The 15,660-nt window shown below is 63.1% G+C and carries 15 protein-coding genes; 3 read left to right on the plus strand and 12 right to left on the minus strand.

Translation table 11 applies throughout. The annotated features are described in order from the left end of the window. Positions 1 to 104 precede the first annotated feature (104 nt). A complete protein-coding gene (locus tag ABD884_RS08770; RefSeq protein WP_345043506.1) occupies positions 105 to 818 on the plus strand; it encodes a hypothetical protein in 714 nt (237 codons plus the stop codon). A 125-nt stretch (positions 819 to 943) separates the two neighbouring features. On the opposite strand, the gene ABD884_RS08775 is transcribed toward ABD884_RS08770, so the two are convergent. From ABD884_RS08775 to ABD884_RS08810, 8 genes are all read right to left on the minus strand, one after another. Continuing rightward, entirely contained in the window at positions 944 to 1,600 is a 657-nt protein-coding gene (locus ABD884_RS08775; protein WP_345043511.1) for a hypothetical protein, read from the minus strand. Positions 1,601 to 1,616: 16 nt separating this feature from the next. Next, positions 1,617 to 3,524 carry a CHAP domain-containing protein gene (locus ABD884_RS08780; RefSeq protein WP_345043518.1) on the minus strand — a complete coding sequence of 636 codons (1,908 nt, stop codon included), beginning with the start codon at positions 3,522 to 3,524 and terminating at the stop codon, positions 1,617 to 1,619. Positions 3,525 to 3,557: 33 nt separating this feature from the next. Then, positions 3,558 to 3,926 (minus strand): hypothetical protein, encoded by a 369-nt coding sequence (locus tag ABD884_RS08785; RefSeq protein WP_345043523.1) that lies wholly within the window; start codon positions 3,924 to 3,926, stop codon positions 3,558 to 3,560. Beyond that, positions 3,904 to 4,389 (minus strand): HNH endonuclease, encoded by a 486-nt coding sequence (locus ABD884_RS08790; RefSeq protein ID WP_345043526.1) that lies wholly within the window; start codon positions 4,387 to 4,389, stop codon positions 3,904 to 3,906. Before ABD884_RS08790 ends, ABD884_RS08785 begins: the two co-directional genes overlap by 23 nt. Before the next feature lie 128 nt (positions 4,390 to 4,517). After that, positions 4,518 to 5,018, minus strand: a complete 501-nt coding sequence (locus tag ABD884_RS08795) for a single-stranded DNA-binding protein (RefSeq protein WP_345043530.1) — start codon at positions 5,016 to 5,018, stop codon at positions 4,518 to 4,520. 178 nt (positions 5,019 to 5,196) lie between these two features. Beyond that, positions 5,197 to 5,481: a hypothetical protein gene (locus tag ABD884_RS08800; protein WP_345043536.1), complete on the minus strand. Its 285-nt coding sequence runs from the start codon at positions 5,479 to 5,481 to the stop codon at positions 5,197 to 5,199. Between the two features lie 100 nt (positions 5,482 to 5,581). Further along, the gene (locus ABD884_RS08805; RefSeq protein WP_345043542.1) at positions 5,582 to 9,787 is read right to left on the minus strand and encodes a DNA polymerase III subunit alpha; all 4,206 of its coding nucleotides are present in this window, start codon (positions 9,785 to 9,787) and stop codon (positions 5,582 to 5,584) included. An 81-nt stretch (positions 9,788 to 9,868) separates the two neighbouring features. Beyond that, positions 9,869 to 10,039, minus strand: coding sequence for a hypothetical protein (locus ABD884_RS08810; protein WP_345043547.1), 171 nt, complete (start codon positions 10,037 to 10,039; stop codon positions 9,869 to 9,871). 66 nt (positions 10,040 to 10,105) lie between these two features. On the opposite strand from ABD884_RS08810, the gene ABD884_RS08815 reads away from it, so the two are divergent. Next, entirely contained in the window at positions 10,106 to 10,291 is a 186-nt protein-coding gene (locus ABD884_RS08815) for a hypothetical protein (RefSeq protein ID WP_345043553.1), read from the plus strand. 256 nt (positions 10,292 to 10,547) lie between these two features. Here the strand turns inward: ABD884_RS08815 and ABD884_RS08820 are convergent, their stop codons facing one another. The 4 genes from ABD884_RS08820 to ABD884_RS08835 form a co-directional block, all read right to left on the minus strand. Next, entirely contained in the window at positions 10,548 to 11,549 is a 1,002-nt protein-coding gene (locus tag ABD884_RS08820; protein WP_345043559.1) for a RodZ family helix-turn-helix domain-containing protein, read from the minus strand. Between the two features lie 253 nt (positions 11,550 to 11,802). Then, positions 11,803 to 12,063, minus strand: coding sequence for a hypothetical protein (locus ABD884_RS08825; RefSeq protein WP_345043564.1), 261 nt, complete (start codon positions 12,061 to 12,063; stop codon positions 11,803 to 11,805). 91 nt (positions 12,064 to 12,154) lie between these two features. After that, positions 12,155 to 12,796: a hypothetical protein gene (locus tag ABD884_RS08830; RefSeq protein ID WP_345043569.1), complete on the minus strand. Its 642-nt coding sequence runs from the start codon at positions 12,794 to 12,796 to the stop codon at positions 12,155 to 12,157. Positions 12,797 to 12,799: 3 nt separating this feature from the next. Beyond that, positions 12,800 to 13,717: a hypothetical protein gene (locus tag ABD884_RS08835; protein WP_345043574.1), complete on the minus strand. Its 918-nt coding sequence runs from the start codon at positions 13,715 to 13,717 to the stop codon at positions 12,800 to 12,802. 212 nt (positions 13,718 to 13,929) lie between these two features. Here ABD884_RS08835 and ABD884_RS08840 point away from each other — a divergent pair, with 212 nt between their 5' ends. After that, positions 13,930 to 15,633, plus strand: coding sequence for a sigma-70 family RNA polymerase sigma factor (locus ABD884_RS08840; protein WP_345043581.1), 1,704 nt, complete (start codon positions 13,930 to 13,932; stop codon positions 15,631 to 15,633). The last annotated feature ends 27 nt before the right edge of the window (positions 15,634 to 15,660 follow it).

The following is a 15,660-nucleotide window of genomic DNA, read 5'->3' on the forward strand; positions in this document are numbered from 1 at the left end:
TAGGAGGCATTTAGCCGCACCGAACCTATTCGATCCAGTAGTATCAACGCCGAGCAACCGCGACGCGTTACCCGGACAACAAGCATCAAGGGAGCTTACCGACCATGACATCAGAAGGCATCAACCGTCAGCCGCAGGGCATTCCTGTCGGCGGCCAGTTTGCGCCAAACAAGCACGCGGAGGCCCCTATCCGACTTTTTGACCGAACCGACGGTTCATTCCTCAATCCGGCCCCGTCCGCAACGGCCGAACACTGCATCCAGTTCTGGTCTAGCGTCGAGATCCCTGATGAGATCATCGATCAGGTAGTCGCCGAGTACGGCAGGACACGCTCCGCGGAAATCGACGCCGACATGGAAGCCGCGATGAGTCAGTGGCGCGCCAGCTGGGAAGCCCGGAACCCGGTGCCCAAGGACAAGTACTTGGCGGAGTACCAGCAGCGATTCAAAGAAGAGTACGAACAGTACCGGCTCTCAATCCTTCCTGGGGTCACCGCTAAGCGCCCGGAGCGCCTCGGACAGTACGACACCCGCCAGTTGATCCGTGCAACCAAGATGCTCATCCACCGGCCCCACCCCGACCGCTTCCCAGGAGAAGACGAGAAGGTCCTCAACGAGAAGATTGAACTTTTCGATGGAGAGCTCACAGTCCTTGAGATTGAGCGGAAGTACCGGCTCTCCCAGGTCCGCAACGCGATGGACAAGATCTTCCGGAACGATGCCGACGCGCTTCTCAGGGCACTGGAGAGCCAGTCCGAGCAGCTTTCCGGGATCCATGAGCAACTCGTGCACCAGCGCGCTGACTTCTCCGAATACTGATCGGAACCAAACACGCAGGGCCCTTCCTAGTGGAGGGGCCCTTTTGTGTGCCGGGAGGCTGCACCGCTAGCCCGGTGGATGAAGAATGGCCCCTCCGAGGAGGGGCCTTTCGGTGACCGCTTTGGCTACTTCGCCGGAGGTCCGACTTGGTCAACGATCCAGCTGCCGTCCACCTGGATGGAGACCCGGCCTTCAAGAACAGGTCCGTTCGTGGAGTAGGCGCGGAACGTCTTGGACGCCCTGGACTCTTCTGCCAGGGAAACGTTCTGGAAAGCGGTGGTGGGAACCGTGCTGATGTCCGTCGCGGTAAACCCGGCGTACAGGTCCGGGCTGACCATCGGCTTCAGCCGGCCGAGCCAGGCATCCTTGCCGCCCGCTGTGTTCATCCATGCCTTGGTGAACGCTTCGGCGTAAACCTTCCAGTCCTTGGCGGTCACGGACTTGGAGTTGGCGCTGGCGACGTTGGTCGTGGAGGTAGCCGTGGGCACCGGCTGTATGGCGTTCTGGGGGCCTGTCGAGACCGCCTGGGAATAAGCGGCGGCAGACGGGCCTGCAGAGGCTCCTGGGGTGCCTGTGGCCCCTGGGGATGAGGGGTTGTCCAAGGCCGCGGTCGCTATCGGTGTCGGATTCACTGCGGCTGCAGGCTTAGCCTCTGCTGTCTTCGCCTGCGTGAACGCGAAGAACGCCAATGAGGCGGCCACCACGACGATCAGGCCGATGACCACAATGTTGTCCTTGAGGTATTGGACGGCAGGGTGGCTCTGGCGGGGACTGTTGGTCACAGGGTTTCTCCGATGGTTAGTTTTTCGTGCTGTCGATGTCGGCCACGTGGATGAACCCGCTGACCCAGGCGGCGGGGATTCTCATGGCGTTGTATGCGTAAGGGATGAAGTTGTACTGCTCGATGTCGATGGTGCCGTCGTTGTTGACGGCGCTGACCACCGCGACGTGGCCGGCCGCGCCGGTGGTGAACTGACCGTTGGCCCTGTTGAGGTCCTTATCAAACCAGGCGACCGCGCCGACCTTCGGGGTGTTATTCATGGGGTAGACGGAGCCGACCGTGTCTTTCCAGCCCACCGCGTCACCCCACAGGCCGACACCGAGCTTCGGAACAGTGAACGGATAGTCCTGCCCCGGCTTCCAGCCCATCTGCACGTTCATCCGCCAGGCCACGAAAGAAACACACTCGCGGTTCAACGTGCCCCACGGGTCATTGAGGTCCGGCATTGCGTCCTTGAACGGGTAGTCATCTCCCTTGCCGACGGCACCGGTGCCGACACCTCCAGCAAGGCAGCTGGAGGTGGCCGCCGATGCAGGTACCGCTCCGCCAGCCGGGGGTGCGCTCTTGGTGGTGGTGCCGTAGCTGCCGGTGGTCGGTTTTACCGTGGTCATGATCGTCCGGGCTTGTGTTTCATACGCGGCGTAGGCGTCCGGGAAGGCAGAGCCCTGGACGGCCTGCGCCGCGACGGTCACGGGCATGTCCTGCCAGCCGGGGACCCGAAGGAGAGCATCAAGGAACATGTCCGCGGACTTGGCCGGGTTCATGGCGTCTTGAACAGTGCCCCAATGGAACTCGCTTCCGTTGACCTGTTGCTGGAACAGTCCCACGGAATAAGAAATCTGCGGGGGAGCAAGGTCCTTTCCGCCTTCAGGTCCGCCGTCGGAGAGTTCCTGGGATCCGGGGACGTTGGGGTTCCAGTACATCTGAAGGCCCCCAGATTCCCGCAGGGCGACCGCCAGTGCGATGACGGCGGCCTGTTCGGGCATGCCTTTGGCCGCCACCTGGTTGACGATGGCCTGGGCATACGCTGTCTGCTTCGGGTTCAGGGTGGCTGCGCTCGGTCCGCCGATATTGACAGTGGCGGGGCTGCATTTGCTTGCCGGTGCCGCGGACATGAGATTGATGGACCCGTCAAAGGCGGATTCGGCCGTGGCCGGGTTTCCGGTGAGCGGCACGGTTTTGAGGGCCGCAACGTACTCGGTTTTGACTTTGTCCCGGATTGCCTTGGCTTCGTCGGTGTTGACCGGCTTGAGGATGTCTTCGCCCTTGTCGCCGCGGGTGTCCATGTAGCCGGCGTCCAGAGCCGGGTTGGGGAGCTTGTCGATGGTGTCCTGTGAGGACTTCTTCAGCTTGCGCGCGACGTACACCGCAGCCTTGTTGATGTTGTTCGCGTCCGCTTCGCTGATCTCGGAGCCCGCCGCCTTCAGGTCGATACCGAAGGGCCCGGTGCCCTTATCGCCGCTCTTGTTCTTCACTGTCTGATAGACCCCGGCGATGACCTCCCAAGGAACACCGCCCTGTACCGCCGCGTCCTGAATGGCCGCGAAGTCCGTCTTGTTCGAGAATGATGCCAGGGCTGCTGTATTGGCGTTGGCTTCACGGCCGGACGGAGTGGCAGTGATGGCCTGCATCGCGCCGAACACGAGGCTGGCGAGCAGGGATACTGCCAGGATCGGGGCTGCAATGGCAGCGATCGCAACGTTGCGTCCCGTCTTGGTTTTGACCGCACCTTTGAGTGCGCCGACGGCGGCTCCAGTGAGCCCTCCGGTGGCTGCTCCTTTGAGAGCCGCGACCGCGACGTCGGCGCCGTCTGCTTTGGCCTGGTCGCCGGCAGTGGGCTTCCCGTCCCGGCCGGCGGGGCCGGTTGCAGGTTCAGTCGGCCCCGGTGCGGCGGGACCGGTGCTTTCAGGGGGATTGATGCTCATACCCTGAAACATGCGCAGATTCCGGAACCACGGTCACCGCAGGATGGCTAAAGTCACCGCCGGTCGTAGCTTACGGATCTTGTCCCAGCCCTGGTTTTGGTAAGTGAGGATCTCTTCGGCCCAGGTGATCCTCAACCCGTCCGCTTCGGCCAGCGCATCGAACTGGTCTGCCCAGTGGAGGCCGGCAGGCTGGACGCTGCCGGGCGCCAAGGGTTCCAGGCCGGTGACCTGTCCGAGCGTGTACTCATCGTTGATGCAGGACAGGACGTTCCACAGCCCGTCGCCCAGATAGATGCCGTGCCGGTCCTCCCCGGCCAGGGACCAGAGTTCCCCGACGGCCGGGCAGGCGCTGTTCCGGTGGGTCACCGCGATGGCGTTCTCAGCGGTGGGCAAAGCGCTCACCGGCCTTCACCGGGACGCCCTGCGGGAAGTACTTCCGGCGGCGTGCTTCCATCCGCATGGTCGCCCAGGCGGTCGGGATTTTCGCGCCCTTGGAGGTGTTGCAGCGGGCGCAGGCGGCGACGAAGTTGGTCATTGACGTCGACCCGCCCTTGGACCACGGGTAGTGGTGGTCGCCGTGGTGCGCCTTGCCTTTGCACCGGGTGAAGAAGAAGATGCCGTCGAGCTCGCACTGTCCCCCGGCCCGGGCGAAGCCTTCAGTGCGCTGAACCGCGGAGAACAGCCGGGACGGATCAGTCGGGAACGGCCTGTTCCTGGCCGCGGCGCGGCCGGCGTAGATGAGCACCACGACTCCGGCGACGAGGACGAAAGGCACCGGATTGGCTGTGACCAGGGCAGTGATCTGAGTGGTCAACCCAGTGATAAAGGCAGTGATGGCGTCTGTGATGGCGGTGGGGGAGCTCATGATGCTTTCTCGGTGGTTGAATCGCTGTCCGTTGGAAACATGCGTAGACGGGTCCGAAAGGAAAGAGCCCCGCCCGGCCCGGTGAGGGGCTGGACAGGGCTCTTTGGTGAGACCTCGGCTGCTAGGGCTTAGAAGTCGTCGTCACCGGCGGCGACGGAGACCTTCGGCTTGGAGGCCGCGGCTGCGCGAGGAGCCGGCGCCTTCTTCGCGGGAGCGGAGCTTTCGCCACCCTCCTTCTTCGCGACCTTGTGGATCTCCAGGGTGGCGAAGCGAACCGGAGCGGAGATGTCGCTGGCGGTGAAACCGACCATCGTGATCTCCTTCTCTTCGAGCTCCTTGTTGGCGTTCTCCAGGTACACCGTCTTCGGGTACGTGTTGACGCGGGCCAGGACGATCATGCGGTCGCCCTTCTTGAAAGACTTCGCGGCGTTCTCGGCGGTCGTGCTGAAAGCCGTGAAGTTCAAGTAGTGCGTCTTCTCGTTGTCCGAGCCGCGTTCGCCTTCATTGACCGCGAGGCGGAAGTTGAGGCGGGCGATGCCCGATGCCGTGTTGGTGTTCAGTTCGGGGTCAGCAGTCAGGTTGCCGGTGAAGGGGATGTTGTACAAGGCGTAGCCTTTCGTAAGGCCCATAAGGGCTGCGGTAGAAACCCGGAACGACTCCGGCTTTCTGGTGTTCCTATGCGGTCCGGCGGGTGACGGGTGTCATTTCCGCGCAGGTGGCGCATCAGTTGGAAATAGCCCGAAACCGGGCTTCTCCTTCTGGCTTATATGTGTGCGGCGAACGCCAAAAACGTCACCGCAGAACAGGTCAATTGACGGGCAGCAGTCCGGTACCGAGGTGGCCTTCATGGATCAGGCCCATGATGGTTTCGCGGACATGAACAATGACCTCGTCGTGGCGGGCGTCGGTGGCCCGGGCGAGCATGCCGGTGAGCATCCGGGCAACATCGAGCAGGCCCATGGCCAGCTCCTTGTTGTTCGTGGTGTCCAGCAAGGCGTCGACGGAGTCGAAATCTTGGGTAGCGAAGCGTTCAAGCACAGCCAGGGCGGCGAGGGTGGTGTCCGTCTGGGGCATGTCGGTGGCGGGGCTCACGAAGGGGCTCCTTCTGCCGCACACAGCGGCGGGTAGATCTTTGGCGGTATTCCGCCTGTTCTTTCCTCATGTGTGCGGATTCCGGGGCCACTCTCACCGCCTAAGCGGCCCGGGTGTCTTCGGCCTCGCCGGCGCCCTCTTCAGCTTGCTCCAGCAGGTACCAGGTGTAGAGGGCATTGGAGCCGTCCTGCTTCGTCCACCGGGGGTCGTCGATGTCGACACCGGCGGAGATTTCCAGCAGCTGGGCGTGCCCCAGGGACGGGGACTTCACCAAGAGGATGACCACGACGTCGCCGGGGCACATAACCCGGTAGATGGATCCCGGCTGCACCTTCTTGGTGGGCCAGCTCGTGGCCGAGTGGGGCTTCACGGCAGCCGAATCACCGGAGAGGATCGTTCCGTTCAGGCCGCGGCCCAGTGCCGAGGTGGCCACAACAACCACTCGGGTCCGTGTCCTCTTCCGGTGGTCATCAAGGTCGGTGACCTCTGCGACGACCGTCTTTTCGGGCTCAACGGCGGGGGCTTTGACGGTGTCATCGTCCTTGCCGCCGTCAGGACCCTTGGGCTTGTCCGGGTTGGCGGCGCGCAGCTCGCGGTATTTGGCGGCGAAGTCGATGACCGCGGGCGGCTCGTTGATTTCCGGGGCGGTTGCCGAAGCGATCGGCCAGACTTCAAAAATGGAGAGCTCCTTGGTGGTGATGGTGTCCTGGGTCTCGGCGTCATCGTCCCCGACCGAGGTGGTGCGGACGTTGACCCTGCCGGACACGGCGACGACGTCCCCGACCTTGGGAACCACGCCGCGGCGGCGCAGGTTGGACAGCGTGCGGTCCCACATGACGCCCTGGATGGTGACCTTGGAGGATTCGAGGGCGAAGTTGGCCCGGCGGCCACCGGAGTAGCCTTTCTCCTCCCACATGGAGATGACGCCCACGGTCAGGACCGCTTCACCGTTCTCGTCCGCGATCCGGTGCAGCGGTGTGGCCTTGCCGCCGCCCGGGCCCTCCCATTCGAGGATCTCGTCCTTGAGGGACTGCAGCGGGTGGGTTCCGAGGCTGACGCCGAGGCGCTGGCGCTGACGGGTGGACTCCTCAACATCGGACCATTCGGCGTCGACCGGGGACAGGTCCGTCTTGTGGGCGGCGCGCAGGGTCATGAGCTGCCCGAGCCGGGGCCCGAACGAGTCCATGGCGCCGGCTTCGATGAGGCCCTGGATGGCGCCGACGGGAAGCTTCGTCGGTTCGGCTCCGTTCTTGCCCGGGACGGTTACGCGGGTGAGCACGTCGTGGAGGTTCTTGAACGGCCCGTTCGCGTTGCGTTCGGCGACGATGTAGTGGCCGGCGACCCCGACCTCCTTGACCTCTGCCAGACCCATCTGAACGGAGCCGTTCACCGGGGCGGTGCGGGCCAGGGACAGGTTGACGTCCGGGGCGAGAACGGTGATGCCGTCCGCTTTCAGGGACCAGAACGCGTTCATGCGCTTGTCGTCCTTGTCGGCGATGGCCAGGATCGCGGCAGCGTACTCGACCGGCCAGTTGGCCTTCAGGTAGGCGGTGACGAATGCCAGCTGGGCGTACGCGGCGGAGTGCGAGGCGTTGAACAGGTAGGAAGCGGAGCCCTTCATCAGCTCGAACATGTGGGCGGCGGTCTTCGCCGAGAACTTCGGGGAGATCATCACCCCGTCCTCGTCGAAGAACTCCTGCTCGGCGCCGGCGGCCAGCATCTGGCCGACCTCGGCCATCTTCTTGGCGTCCTTCTTGCCGACGGCCTTACGCAGCACGGAACGCTGGGAGGCATCGAACCCGGAAATGACCGTGCCAAGGCGCATCAAGGATTCCTGGAACACGAAAACCCCGTAGGTGGGGCCGAGGACCTTGGCGATCCATTCCTGCTCGATCGGGTCGGAGGTGAACTGGTTGTAGTCGACCTCTTCGAGCCCGTTTTTACGCGCGGCGTACCGGTCCGGGACCTTGGCGGCTAGCGGACCCGGACGGAACAGGGCGACAATGGCTGAAATGTCGGTCAGGGATTCCGGAACGACGTCCTGGGCGATTTTGATCATCCCTTGCGATTCCATCTGGAAGACACCACCTGTGTTGCCGGCGGCGATCAGCGCGAACGCGGCATCGACTTTCGGGTTCCCCTTGGTGTCCGGGTGGGGAATGTCATCCATGGTGAGCTTCTCGCCGGTGGACATTTCGATGTTTTCCAGCGCGGTGGAGACGATGTCCAGGTTCATCAGGCCCAGGATGTCCATTTTGAGGAACCCGTAGTCTTCGACCTCGGGGCCGTCCCAGCAGATGACCCGGGGAGCTGCCGGGTCGGCGTCTGCGGCGTGGGAAGCCCAGCGCAGGGGAACCAGTTCGTCCAGGGGTTCGGGGGAGACGACGAAGCCACAGGCGTGGATAGATTCGTTCTTGATGACCCCTTCGAAGGCACGGGCCATTTCGAGGATCTTCTGCGCGTCCTCACCTGATTCTTCGACAAGGTCACGGAAGGCCTGCCCGGCCTGGTCCTTGGTATCGGCCAGGTGGCTGAAGTCGTAGGCCTTTTCACCTGATGCGGGCACCAGGTCGGACATCTTGTTGCCGAGGCGCAGGATGTGGGTGGCCCGGTCGGAGGCTGCTTTTTCTGCGTCGCGCAGCAAGGTGGCTCCCTTGGCGCGTTCCCCGGCTTCGAAGAGTGCCTTGGCCTGGGCCTTCACTTCTTCGCTGGCGCCGGAGGGCTTCAGGATGCGGGCCGCGTCCTTGATGGCAGCCTTGGACAGTGCGACGCCGAAGGTGCCGATGCGTGCCACGTTGCCCTTGCCCCAGCGGTAGCCCAGGTAGGCGAAGACCTCGTCGCGGCGGCCCTTTTCGAAGTCGACGTCGATGTCGGGCATGCCGGCACGGCCAGGCTCGAGGAACCGCTCGAAGAGCAGGTTGTTGTAGAGCGGGTCGATGCCCACGATGCCCAGGCAGTAGGAGACGGCAGAGCCCGCCGCGGAGCCGCGGCCGGGGCCGACCAGGATCGGCTTCTTCCGGGGCGCGTCCGGGTTGTCGAACTCGATGGGGGCATCGGAGCGGCACCAGTTGATGACGTCCCACATGATGAGGAAGTAGTCCGGGAAGCCCATTTCGGCAATGATGTCCAGCTCGGTCCGGAGGCGCTCTTTAACCTCGGCGGACAGCGGGATCCGCTCCTTGGTCTCCGGGTCGTAGCCGTAGCGGTTGACGGCGCCCTGCTGGACGAGCTTTTTCAGGTAGACGTTGGAGTCATCGAACCCTTCGGGCAGCGGGTAGCGCGGCAGGCGCTGGTGCGGCGTCGGGATGACCTGGTCATCGCAGCGGTCGGCGATCACTTGGGTCATGGCGCAGGCGTCGGCCCAGGACTTGCTGCCGGGCATGATGTCGAGCATTTCCTGCTCGGACTTCACGTAGTAGCCGGAGCCGTTGAACTTGAAGCGGGCCGGGTCGTCCAGGCCCTTCTTGCTGCCGACAGCGAGGAAGCCTTCGTGTGCGGCGGCATCGTCTTCTTTTTCGTAGTGGCAGTCGTTGGTGACGACCATCGGGATGTCGTACTCGCGGGAGAGCACACCGATCGGTTTCAGGACGGACTGCTCGGCGTCGATGCCGTGGTACATGATCTCGAGGTAGACATTTTCCTTGCCGACGCAGTCGATCAGGGTGTCCAGGTTGGTCCGGGCTTCGGCGGCGAACTCGGCCGACTTCGCCAGGCAGACTTTCGCTTCGGCGGCCTGCTTCGCGGCCGTAGCATCGTCCGCGGGCTCCCGGGCTTCAAGCTCGGCGGCCTTGGCGGCTTCCCCGGCGGCGCGGGACAGTGGGCCGGCGACGGGGCCGGCCAGACAGCCGGAGAGCACGATGAGGCCTTCGCCGTGCTCTTTGAGCAGGGCGTAGTCGATGCGCGGTTTGTACCAGTACGATTCTTCGGCTTTGTTGTGCAGGGCCAGGAGGTTTTTCCAGCCGATCTCGTTGCGGGCCAGCAGGGTCAGGTGCTCGTAACGCTTTTCCTTGGTGTCACCCTTGCCGTCGTCGGCGTCGGCGGTGGTGTCGTCGTTGCGGTCCACGATCTCAGAGTTGCGCTCGAAGCGGTCACCGATGGACATGTAGATCTCGATGCCGATGACCGGCTTGATCCCTGCGGCCTTGCATGCCTTTGTGAACCTCCACGCACCGGCGAGGGAGCCGTGGTCAGTGATTGCCATGGCAGTCTGGCCGAGGTCTGCGGCTGTTTTGGCTGTGGATTTGATTCTTGCCAGGCCGTCTAGTGCGGAATGTTCGGTGTGGTTATGCAGTTGGACAAACGCCATGGGTGCCTCTGAATTCTGTCTGGCTGGATGGGGGCCGGCGGGCCCGGGATCATGCAGGACGGGAGTGCCGTCCGAGGTCTCCTATGCCGGGATGTGGCCGACGGCCAAAGACCGGTAGTGTTCCTCGAGTTCGTCCAGGAATTCCGGGGAGAAGAACTTGTAGTCAAGCTCCGGGGGATCCGTCAGTGCCGGTGCAGAGGCATCGGCGTATGAGGTGCAGGACGCGGGGCCGGGGAAGTGGAGATTCGCCATGGTCGCTATGTGTGCGGCAGGACTTGCAAAGGTCTACGGCGCCACCCTGACCTTAGAATCAGCTTCATGACGAACTACAAGGTCTTTTGGGTGCCTGAGTCCATCTCGTACAGCAACGAGGCGATTGAGGCCAAGAATTCAACAGCGCTGATCAACGAATGGTCAGAGCAGGGATACGAACTTGTGTCCGTTGCACCAGGAACTAACGCCCAAACGTACGGAGGATTATTCGTCACTTTGAAGCACGAATGATGTTGTTCAAAACTGACCCCGTTGACGTGCGAGGGCGCTCAAAGGCGGCCCCGCCACAAAGGAACCCGCAGGTTCAGCTGGGGCAAGTGCCCTCGGCGCCTGGCTCACCCGGCTTTTTGGCGGACCGGATGTGGGGGAGCGGTGAGTGCGTCGGAACGAATGGGGGCGCCCCTTCATTTCGAGGAGCGGTTGCTCGTCTGCCGACCACTGAAGCGGAAGAACGGCTGTTTGTGCTGCACAGGTAGTCGATCCGTGCTCACTTAGGTGGAGCCGCTGTGTTGTTCGCGTAGCAGGGGGTGCCCGGTGTTGAGTGGGACTCTGGCCATTTGAGAATGCCCGGGCCTTTCATGTCCGCAATGCCAATGACATATCCGTCCTGAGTGCCACCGGAGCCGGTGATGATGCATGGCATCGAGATCATGTGATCGGTATTGTCGCCGAGCATGAAGCCGCCTGGGACGTTCGTAGGCGGAGCAACGTAGATCACGTCGGGGCTCGTGTTCAATAATTCAGCAAGGCGCCCTTGCTCAGTCTCTGGAAGCTGTGCGACAGCTGCGTTCTCTGGCGCCCCGTAAATTGGGCTGAATCTGGCTGCACCAGGACAGCCAATGCATGAGGTCTGAGGGACGAAATTCAGCGGCCGGGTAGGTGTGACCTGAATAAAGCCAGTGCCTACTCCTTCAGGGTTCTCCAGACGGGCCTCGGATACAAGATAGCCGTTTGAATAGTCGCATCCGGGGCACCCGGCGTCGGGCTGTGCGTACTTGGCCCATTCCTTTGGGATTTTCCAGGCGGCGTAAATAGTCATCAAAAGGGTGCCCCCGCCACTGGTAGCCCACACTGGACGTCCGCCATCGGTTTCATCCGTGACGACTGCAGACGCCACGGTGAGGGAAGACACTTCGATATAGCCAGGATCTCCGAGCTGGATTGAAGGCTTAAATAAAGCCACATCGAGCCGGCCTTTGTAACCCTTGGCTGTTGCCAACTGCCAAGTAACGCCCATTACTCCGTTCGGCAAAACTGTTGCTCCGGCGGTGGGCTGAGGAGTTGACTGTGTGATTGTCGGGCCTATTTGTCCAGGCTCTGCAGGTGGAAGGGCTTGCGGCGTACCTGGGGAGGCGGTCGCCACTGTGGGAGTCGCACTTGCTGCGCTTGGTGACGGGAGCGAGGTGGACTGAGGTGCGGCGGCTGAGCAACTGCATAGGATCAAGGCTGCAATTAGGAGTGAGGCGAGGCGTGCTGGGGATGCTGGCATCTGGTGCTCCTGGCCGTGTATTTCCAGTCTTATAGCTGGGCTCCGTGGACCGGCCCCCAGTTGGCCAATCCCAAGGTCGTGCTTTGTCAACTTGGTGGAATGTTATCGGAGGCAACTTGATCAAGGAACCCCTAATCACTGAACCAGCAAAAGCTTTGGAATGGAAAGCCCGCGACCTAGGGTCGATTCAACGTAATCTGACCAGATCTGAATGGCCGGTGTTAGGTGTTGAATTCGGGGTTGGCCGCCCCAGTCAAACGGTTTCCCACCAGATGACGGTGCGGCCGGTAGCGGGCCAAATGGCCTTGTACGCCTCTTTGACCAGACCCTTGTCACGGAGTTCGAAGACGCGGCCGGTGACCTGGTTGATGGGTACGACGAGGTACTTTGCGATCTTGGCGTTGCAGGCGGCGCCCATCGCACTGATCGCGTTGCGGACGGCGGTCTGGCGTTCCCCGAGATCCTCGAGACTGGCGTACGCGGCGGCGCTGGTCTGCTGAACATTTGTAGTCATGCTCGCAATGTGTGCGGCGATACCGGGGCGGATCACCGGGACACAAAAAGCCGCCCCGTCACGTGGACAGGGCGGCCTTCTGTAAGCGCGGTCAGAGTTGTAAGGGCACCGGGGCAGCAACCCCTGGCGCCGGCAGCGCACCGAGCGCGTGCGCTGCCGCTTCCAGCAGCGGCAGGCCGATCAGGGCGACAACTGCAAGGACAATCACCGTGAGGATCACTGTCACGATAAGCCGCTGCCTCGTACTGGCCGGCGGCTTCTTCGATGACAGGGTCTTCTGGATGTCGGCCTCGACGTCGTACTTGGGAATGGCCCCTTCACCCATCTTCACCCGGGTCGTCACCGGCGCGGCCGGTGTGACCGGTGCTGCCACGATCTCGGTGTATCCGACGCGGCGTCGGCCGCTTTGTTTGAGAGCCTGCAGCAGGGCCTCCTCAGAGGGGTCACCGGCGGCGGCGAAAGCCGTCACTGCCCGGGGTTTCACTTCCGGGTAGAACGGGGTGATCTCGCCGGTTTCGTCGACCAAGTCACGTGTGACACTGCCGTTGGGGTGTGTGGTGGTCATCAGCAGCTTGCCGTTCTCGCCGGCGTACCGTGTCAGGAGCTGCAGCACCGAGGCCATGGCCAGGCCTGAGCCGCCGGGCACGGCAATGCCGTCGATCAGGACATCGACGGAGCCGTTGGGGTTGACCCTGGCCTCCAGCGGGATGTACTCGTCCACGGTGACTCCCATGGATCAGACCTCCTGCGGTACCTGGGGTGTCTGGAGGGACTGGAGGTCCTCCACGGATTCCCAGTAGGTGTCGCGGGTCAGCGTCAACCATGCCATGGCGTCGGAGGCAGGTCCGTCCAGGAACTCCTGAACTGTGGAGTAGATGCCGTCGCGGGCTTCGAGTTCGATCCGGTCCCAGAATTCCTGGGCGGGCTCCTCGTCGTCGGTCGGGACCTCGTCCAGTTGGACACCGGCGAGGGAGGCTACAACGGCGATCGTCTCGCGCAACTCGTGCAGCGGGGTGTTGGCTGCCTCGTCGTAGGCATCCATGATGACTTCCATGAGGGAGTCGGCCAGGATCGCCCACTGCGCTTCCGTGGCGGGCTCGGTCAGGGCCATCGCGGACTGGAGGGCCCAGTTCGGGTTGTTCTCCAGGGCCAGGTAGAGGTCCAGGTCGATGGAGTCGAGCAAGTCGTCGACGCCGCCGGCCTGCCATTCCTCGATGCGGGCCAGGTCGACCTCGTTCTCGACGTCGATGCCGACAGTAGCGAGGATGTCCAGCCATCCCTCTTCAATGCTGTAGAGCCCAGACGCGGTCAGCTCCAATGCGACACGGATGGACCACATGGTTGTGGACTCCGCTTCGAGGGCGCCGTCGGGGCCAGTGGGGAGGTTGTAGCGGCCTGCGAGGCGCGGCGGCAGCCAGAACAGCGGGTGCCACATGACCTCGGGCTTGACGGAGGCGAACTGACGTCCGCCGGGTGCCACCTGCGTGTAGATGGGCAGCGGAACGGAGCAGATCGGGTCAGCTGTGAACCGGTCCGGTGTGAGTCCGGTTGCCTCCTGCCATTCCGTGAAACGGAAGGCCGTGTCCATTGAGGACTTGGACAGGAGGAGGGTGTCGCCTGGCTCGGTGAGCATCCGGCGGCGTTTGATGTCCATGGTGATAAACCCCTGAGTGCTTGTAGTGGTTGGCCTCTGCCCTGGAACATGCGTAGACGTTTGGGCAATGGCCGTGGGGCCATTTATTGCATAGGCCCAGTATCGGCCACCGCACCTCAGAAGCGCAGGATTCGTCTCTCACCGCCGCCGGCCGCCGCCTGTGCAGAAAGCGACGGGCACGGGTCCTGGCTTCGCCGCACACATGAAAGATCATGAGTACCGCCCTGACTTACCGCCCCGTCAACACATCGCTCCGCACCTCGCCCGGAGACAGCGCGTTCCGGATCGAGACCGACGTCGAAGCTGTTGAAGAATTCCTCGCATACGTGCCGCCCGTAGAGGTCATCGAATCCCCGGAGCAGCTCGTCGTTGAACGGCCGGCCGCCCCCCTCATCCTCGAACGCGAAGTCGGCGATGAGCCCGAAGGCCCGGCCCTGGACGGGGAGATCGGCGACGACACCCGTCTGTACCTGAATCGGATCGGCGACTTTGACCTGCTGAATCCGGAGAAGGTCAACGACCTGGCCGTGGCCATCGAGGCAGGCCTGTTCGCCGAGCACGTCCTCAAAACCGCCAAACCAGAGGGTCGACGGGCCATCCTCGACCTGGATATGGTGGCCGCTGAAGGGCGCGCCGCAGTGATGGCCCTCGTGAACGCGAACCTGCGCCTCGTCGTGTCGATCGCCAAGAAGTACACCGGCCGCGGCATGGACCTCCTGGACCTGATACAAGAGGGCAACACCGGGCTCCTCCATGCAGTCAAGAAGTTTGACCACACCAAGGGGTTCAAATTCTCCACCTACGCGACCTGGTGGATCCGGCAGGCCATCACCCGCGGAATCGGCGACCAGTCCCGCACCATCAGAATCCCGATTCACGTCCACGAGCAACTCGTCAGCGTCTTCATTGTCGAGCGGGAATTCCTTCAACGCGAAGGACGCGACGGTACAGCCGAGGAGATCGCCGCAGCCAGCGGGAAGACGGTTGAGGAGATCATCCGCCTCCGCCGCCTCCGGATCGCGCCTGCGTCCTTGGACTGGGAAGTCCCGAACGGGAAGGGTGGGCTCGAACTTCTTGGCGAAACGCTGTATGACCCGGACGAGTCGACAGCCTTCGACACAACTGTCCATGACGCATTGCGCGCCGCATTGCACAGCAGGCTGGACTGTCTGACTGAGCGCGAAGCGAGCGTCATTGCTTACCGTTTCGGGCTGGCCACAGGGGAAACCATGACCTTGGATGAAATCGGCAGGATCTACGGGGTCACCCGGGAACGGATCCGCCAGATCGAAACGAAAGCCATGAAGGAACTCAGGTCGCCGGCCTCTACGTCCCGACTGCGGGACTTCTTCGACGGCCACACCAACCTGGAGATCGGTGCCCCCGATGTGCGGCCCGAACTCTCGACACCGGCCGAGGCTCTCGCGGATCCCAAGCCTGCCAAGACGCGGAAGCAGATGACCGGACCAGGAGTGGGAAAGAACAGGGCTAAATGGGAGCTTGCACTTTCGAAGCTTTCGGTATTCGTGTCCCGCGAAGGACATGCCCGCGTTCCCGTCAAGCACACCGAATCCGGGCACAGCCTCGGGGTATGGATCAACTCCCAGCGCAATGGCCTGCGCACGGGCAGCATCACCCCCGAACGGATCGCAGAGATTGACGCGGTGGACGTCTCGTGGCGCAATGGCAAGCTGGCCCCCTGGGAATCCGATCAGGTAATCCGGGAACCGAAGAACGTCCCTGAGCCTGTGATCGACGCGGTCATGGTGCCCGACGAAGTCGACCCATTTGCAGTGGCCGCCCCGAGCCGGGCCGCGACATATGTTCCAGACGACGACCCGTTCGCCGACCCAGCCTTCGGCGCGGAACTCTTCGACGCCGTCATGGTGCCCGATGACGTGGACCCGTTCGTGTGAGCCGCGGCGGAAGCCCCGTCGGCTGCC

The sequence above is a fragment of the Arthrobacter methylotrophus genome (genome assembly GCF_039539965.1).
In the GTDB taxonomy this organism is placed as follows: domain Bacteria; phylum Actinomycetota; class Actinomycetes; order Actinomycetales; family Micrococcaceae; genus Arthrobacter; species Arthrobacter methylotrophus.

Excerpts from the sequence above, each read along its gene's own strand:
- ABD884_RS08770 (WP_345043506.1), top strand. The coding sequence starts at position 105 with ATGACATCAGAAGGCATCAACCGTCAGCCGCAGGGCATTCCTGTCGGC.
- ABD884_RS08780 (WP_345043518.1), bottom strand. The coding sequence starts at position 3,524 with ATGAGCATCAATCCCCCTGAAAGCACCGGTCCCGCCGCACCGGGGCCG.
- ABD884_RS08790 (WP_345043526.1), bottom strand. The coding sequence starts at position 4,389 with ATGAGCTCCCCCACCGCCATCACAGACGCCATCACTGCCTTTATCACT.
- ABD884_RS08795 (WP_345043530.1), bottom strand. The coding sequence starts at position 5,018 with ATGGGCCTTACGAAAGGCTACGCCTTGTACAACATCCCCTTCACCGGC.
- ABD884_RS08805 (WP_345043542.1), bottom strand. The coding sequence starts at position 9,787 with ATGGCGTTTGTCCAACTGCATAACCACACCGAACATTCCGCACTAGAC.
- ABD884_RS08810 (WP_345043547.1), bottom strand. The coding sequence starts at position 10,039 with ATGGCGAATCTCCACTTCCCCGGCCCCGCGTCCTGCACCTCATACGCC.
- ABD884_RS08815 (WP_345043553.1), top strand. The coding sequence starts at position 10,106 with ATGACGAACTACAAGGTCTTTTGGGTGCCTGAGTCCATCTCGTACAGC.
- ABD884_RS08820 (WP_345043559.1), bottom strand. The coding sequence starts at position 11,549 with ATGCCAGCATCCCCAGCACGCCTCGCCTCACTCCTAATTGCAGCCTTG.
- ABD884_RS08825 (WP_345043564.1), bottom strand. The coding sequence starts at position 12,063 with ATGACTACAAATGTTCAGCAGACCAGCGCCGCCGCGTACGCCAGTCTC.
- ABD884_RS08830 (WP_345043569.1), bottom strand. The coding sequence starts at position 12,796 with ATGGGAGTCACCGTGGACGAGTACATCCCGCTGGAGGCCAGGGTCAAC.
- ABD884_RS08835 (WP_345043574.1), bottom strand. The coding sequence starts at position 13,717 with ATGGACATCAAACGCCGCCGGATGCTCACCGAGCCAGGCGACACCCTC.
- ABD884_RS08840 (WP_345043581.1), top strand. The coding sequence starts at position 13,930 with ATGAGTACCGCCCTGACTTACCGCCCCGTCAACACATCGCTCCGCACC.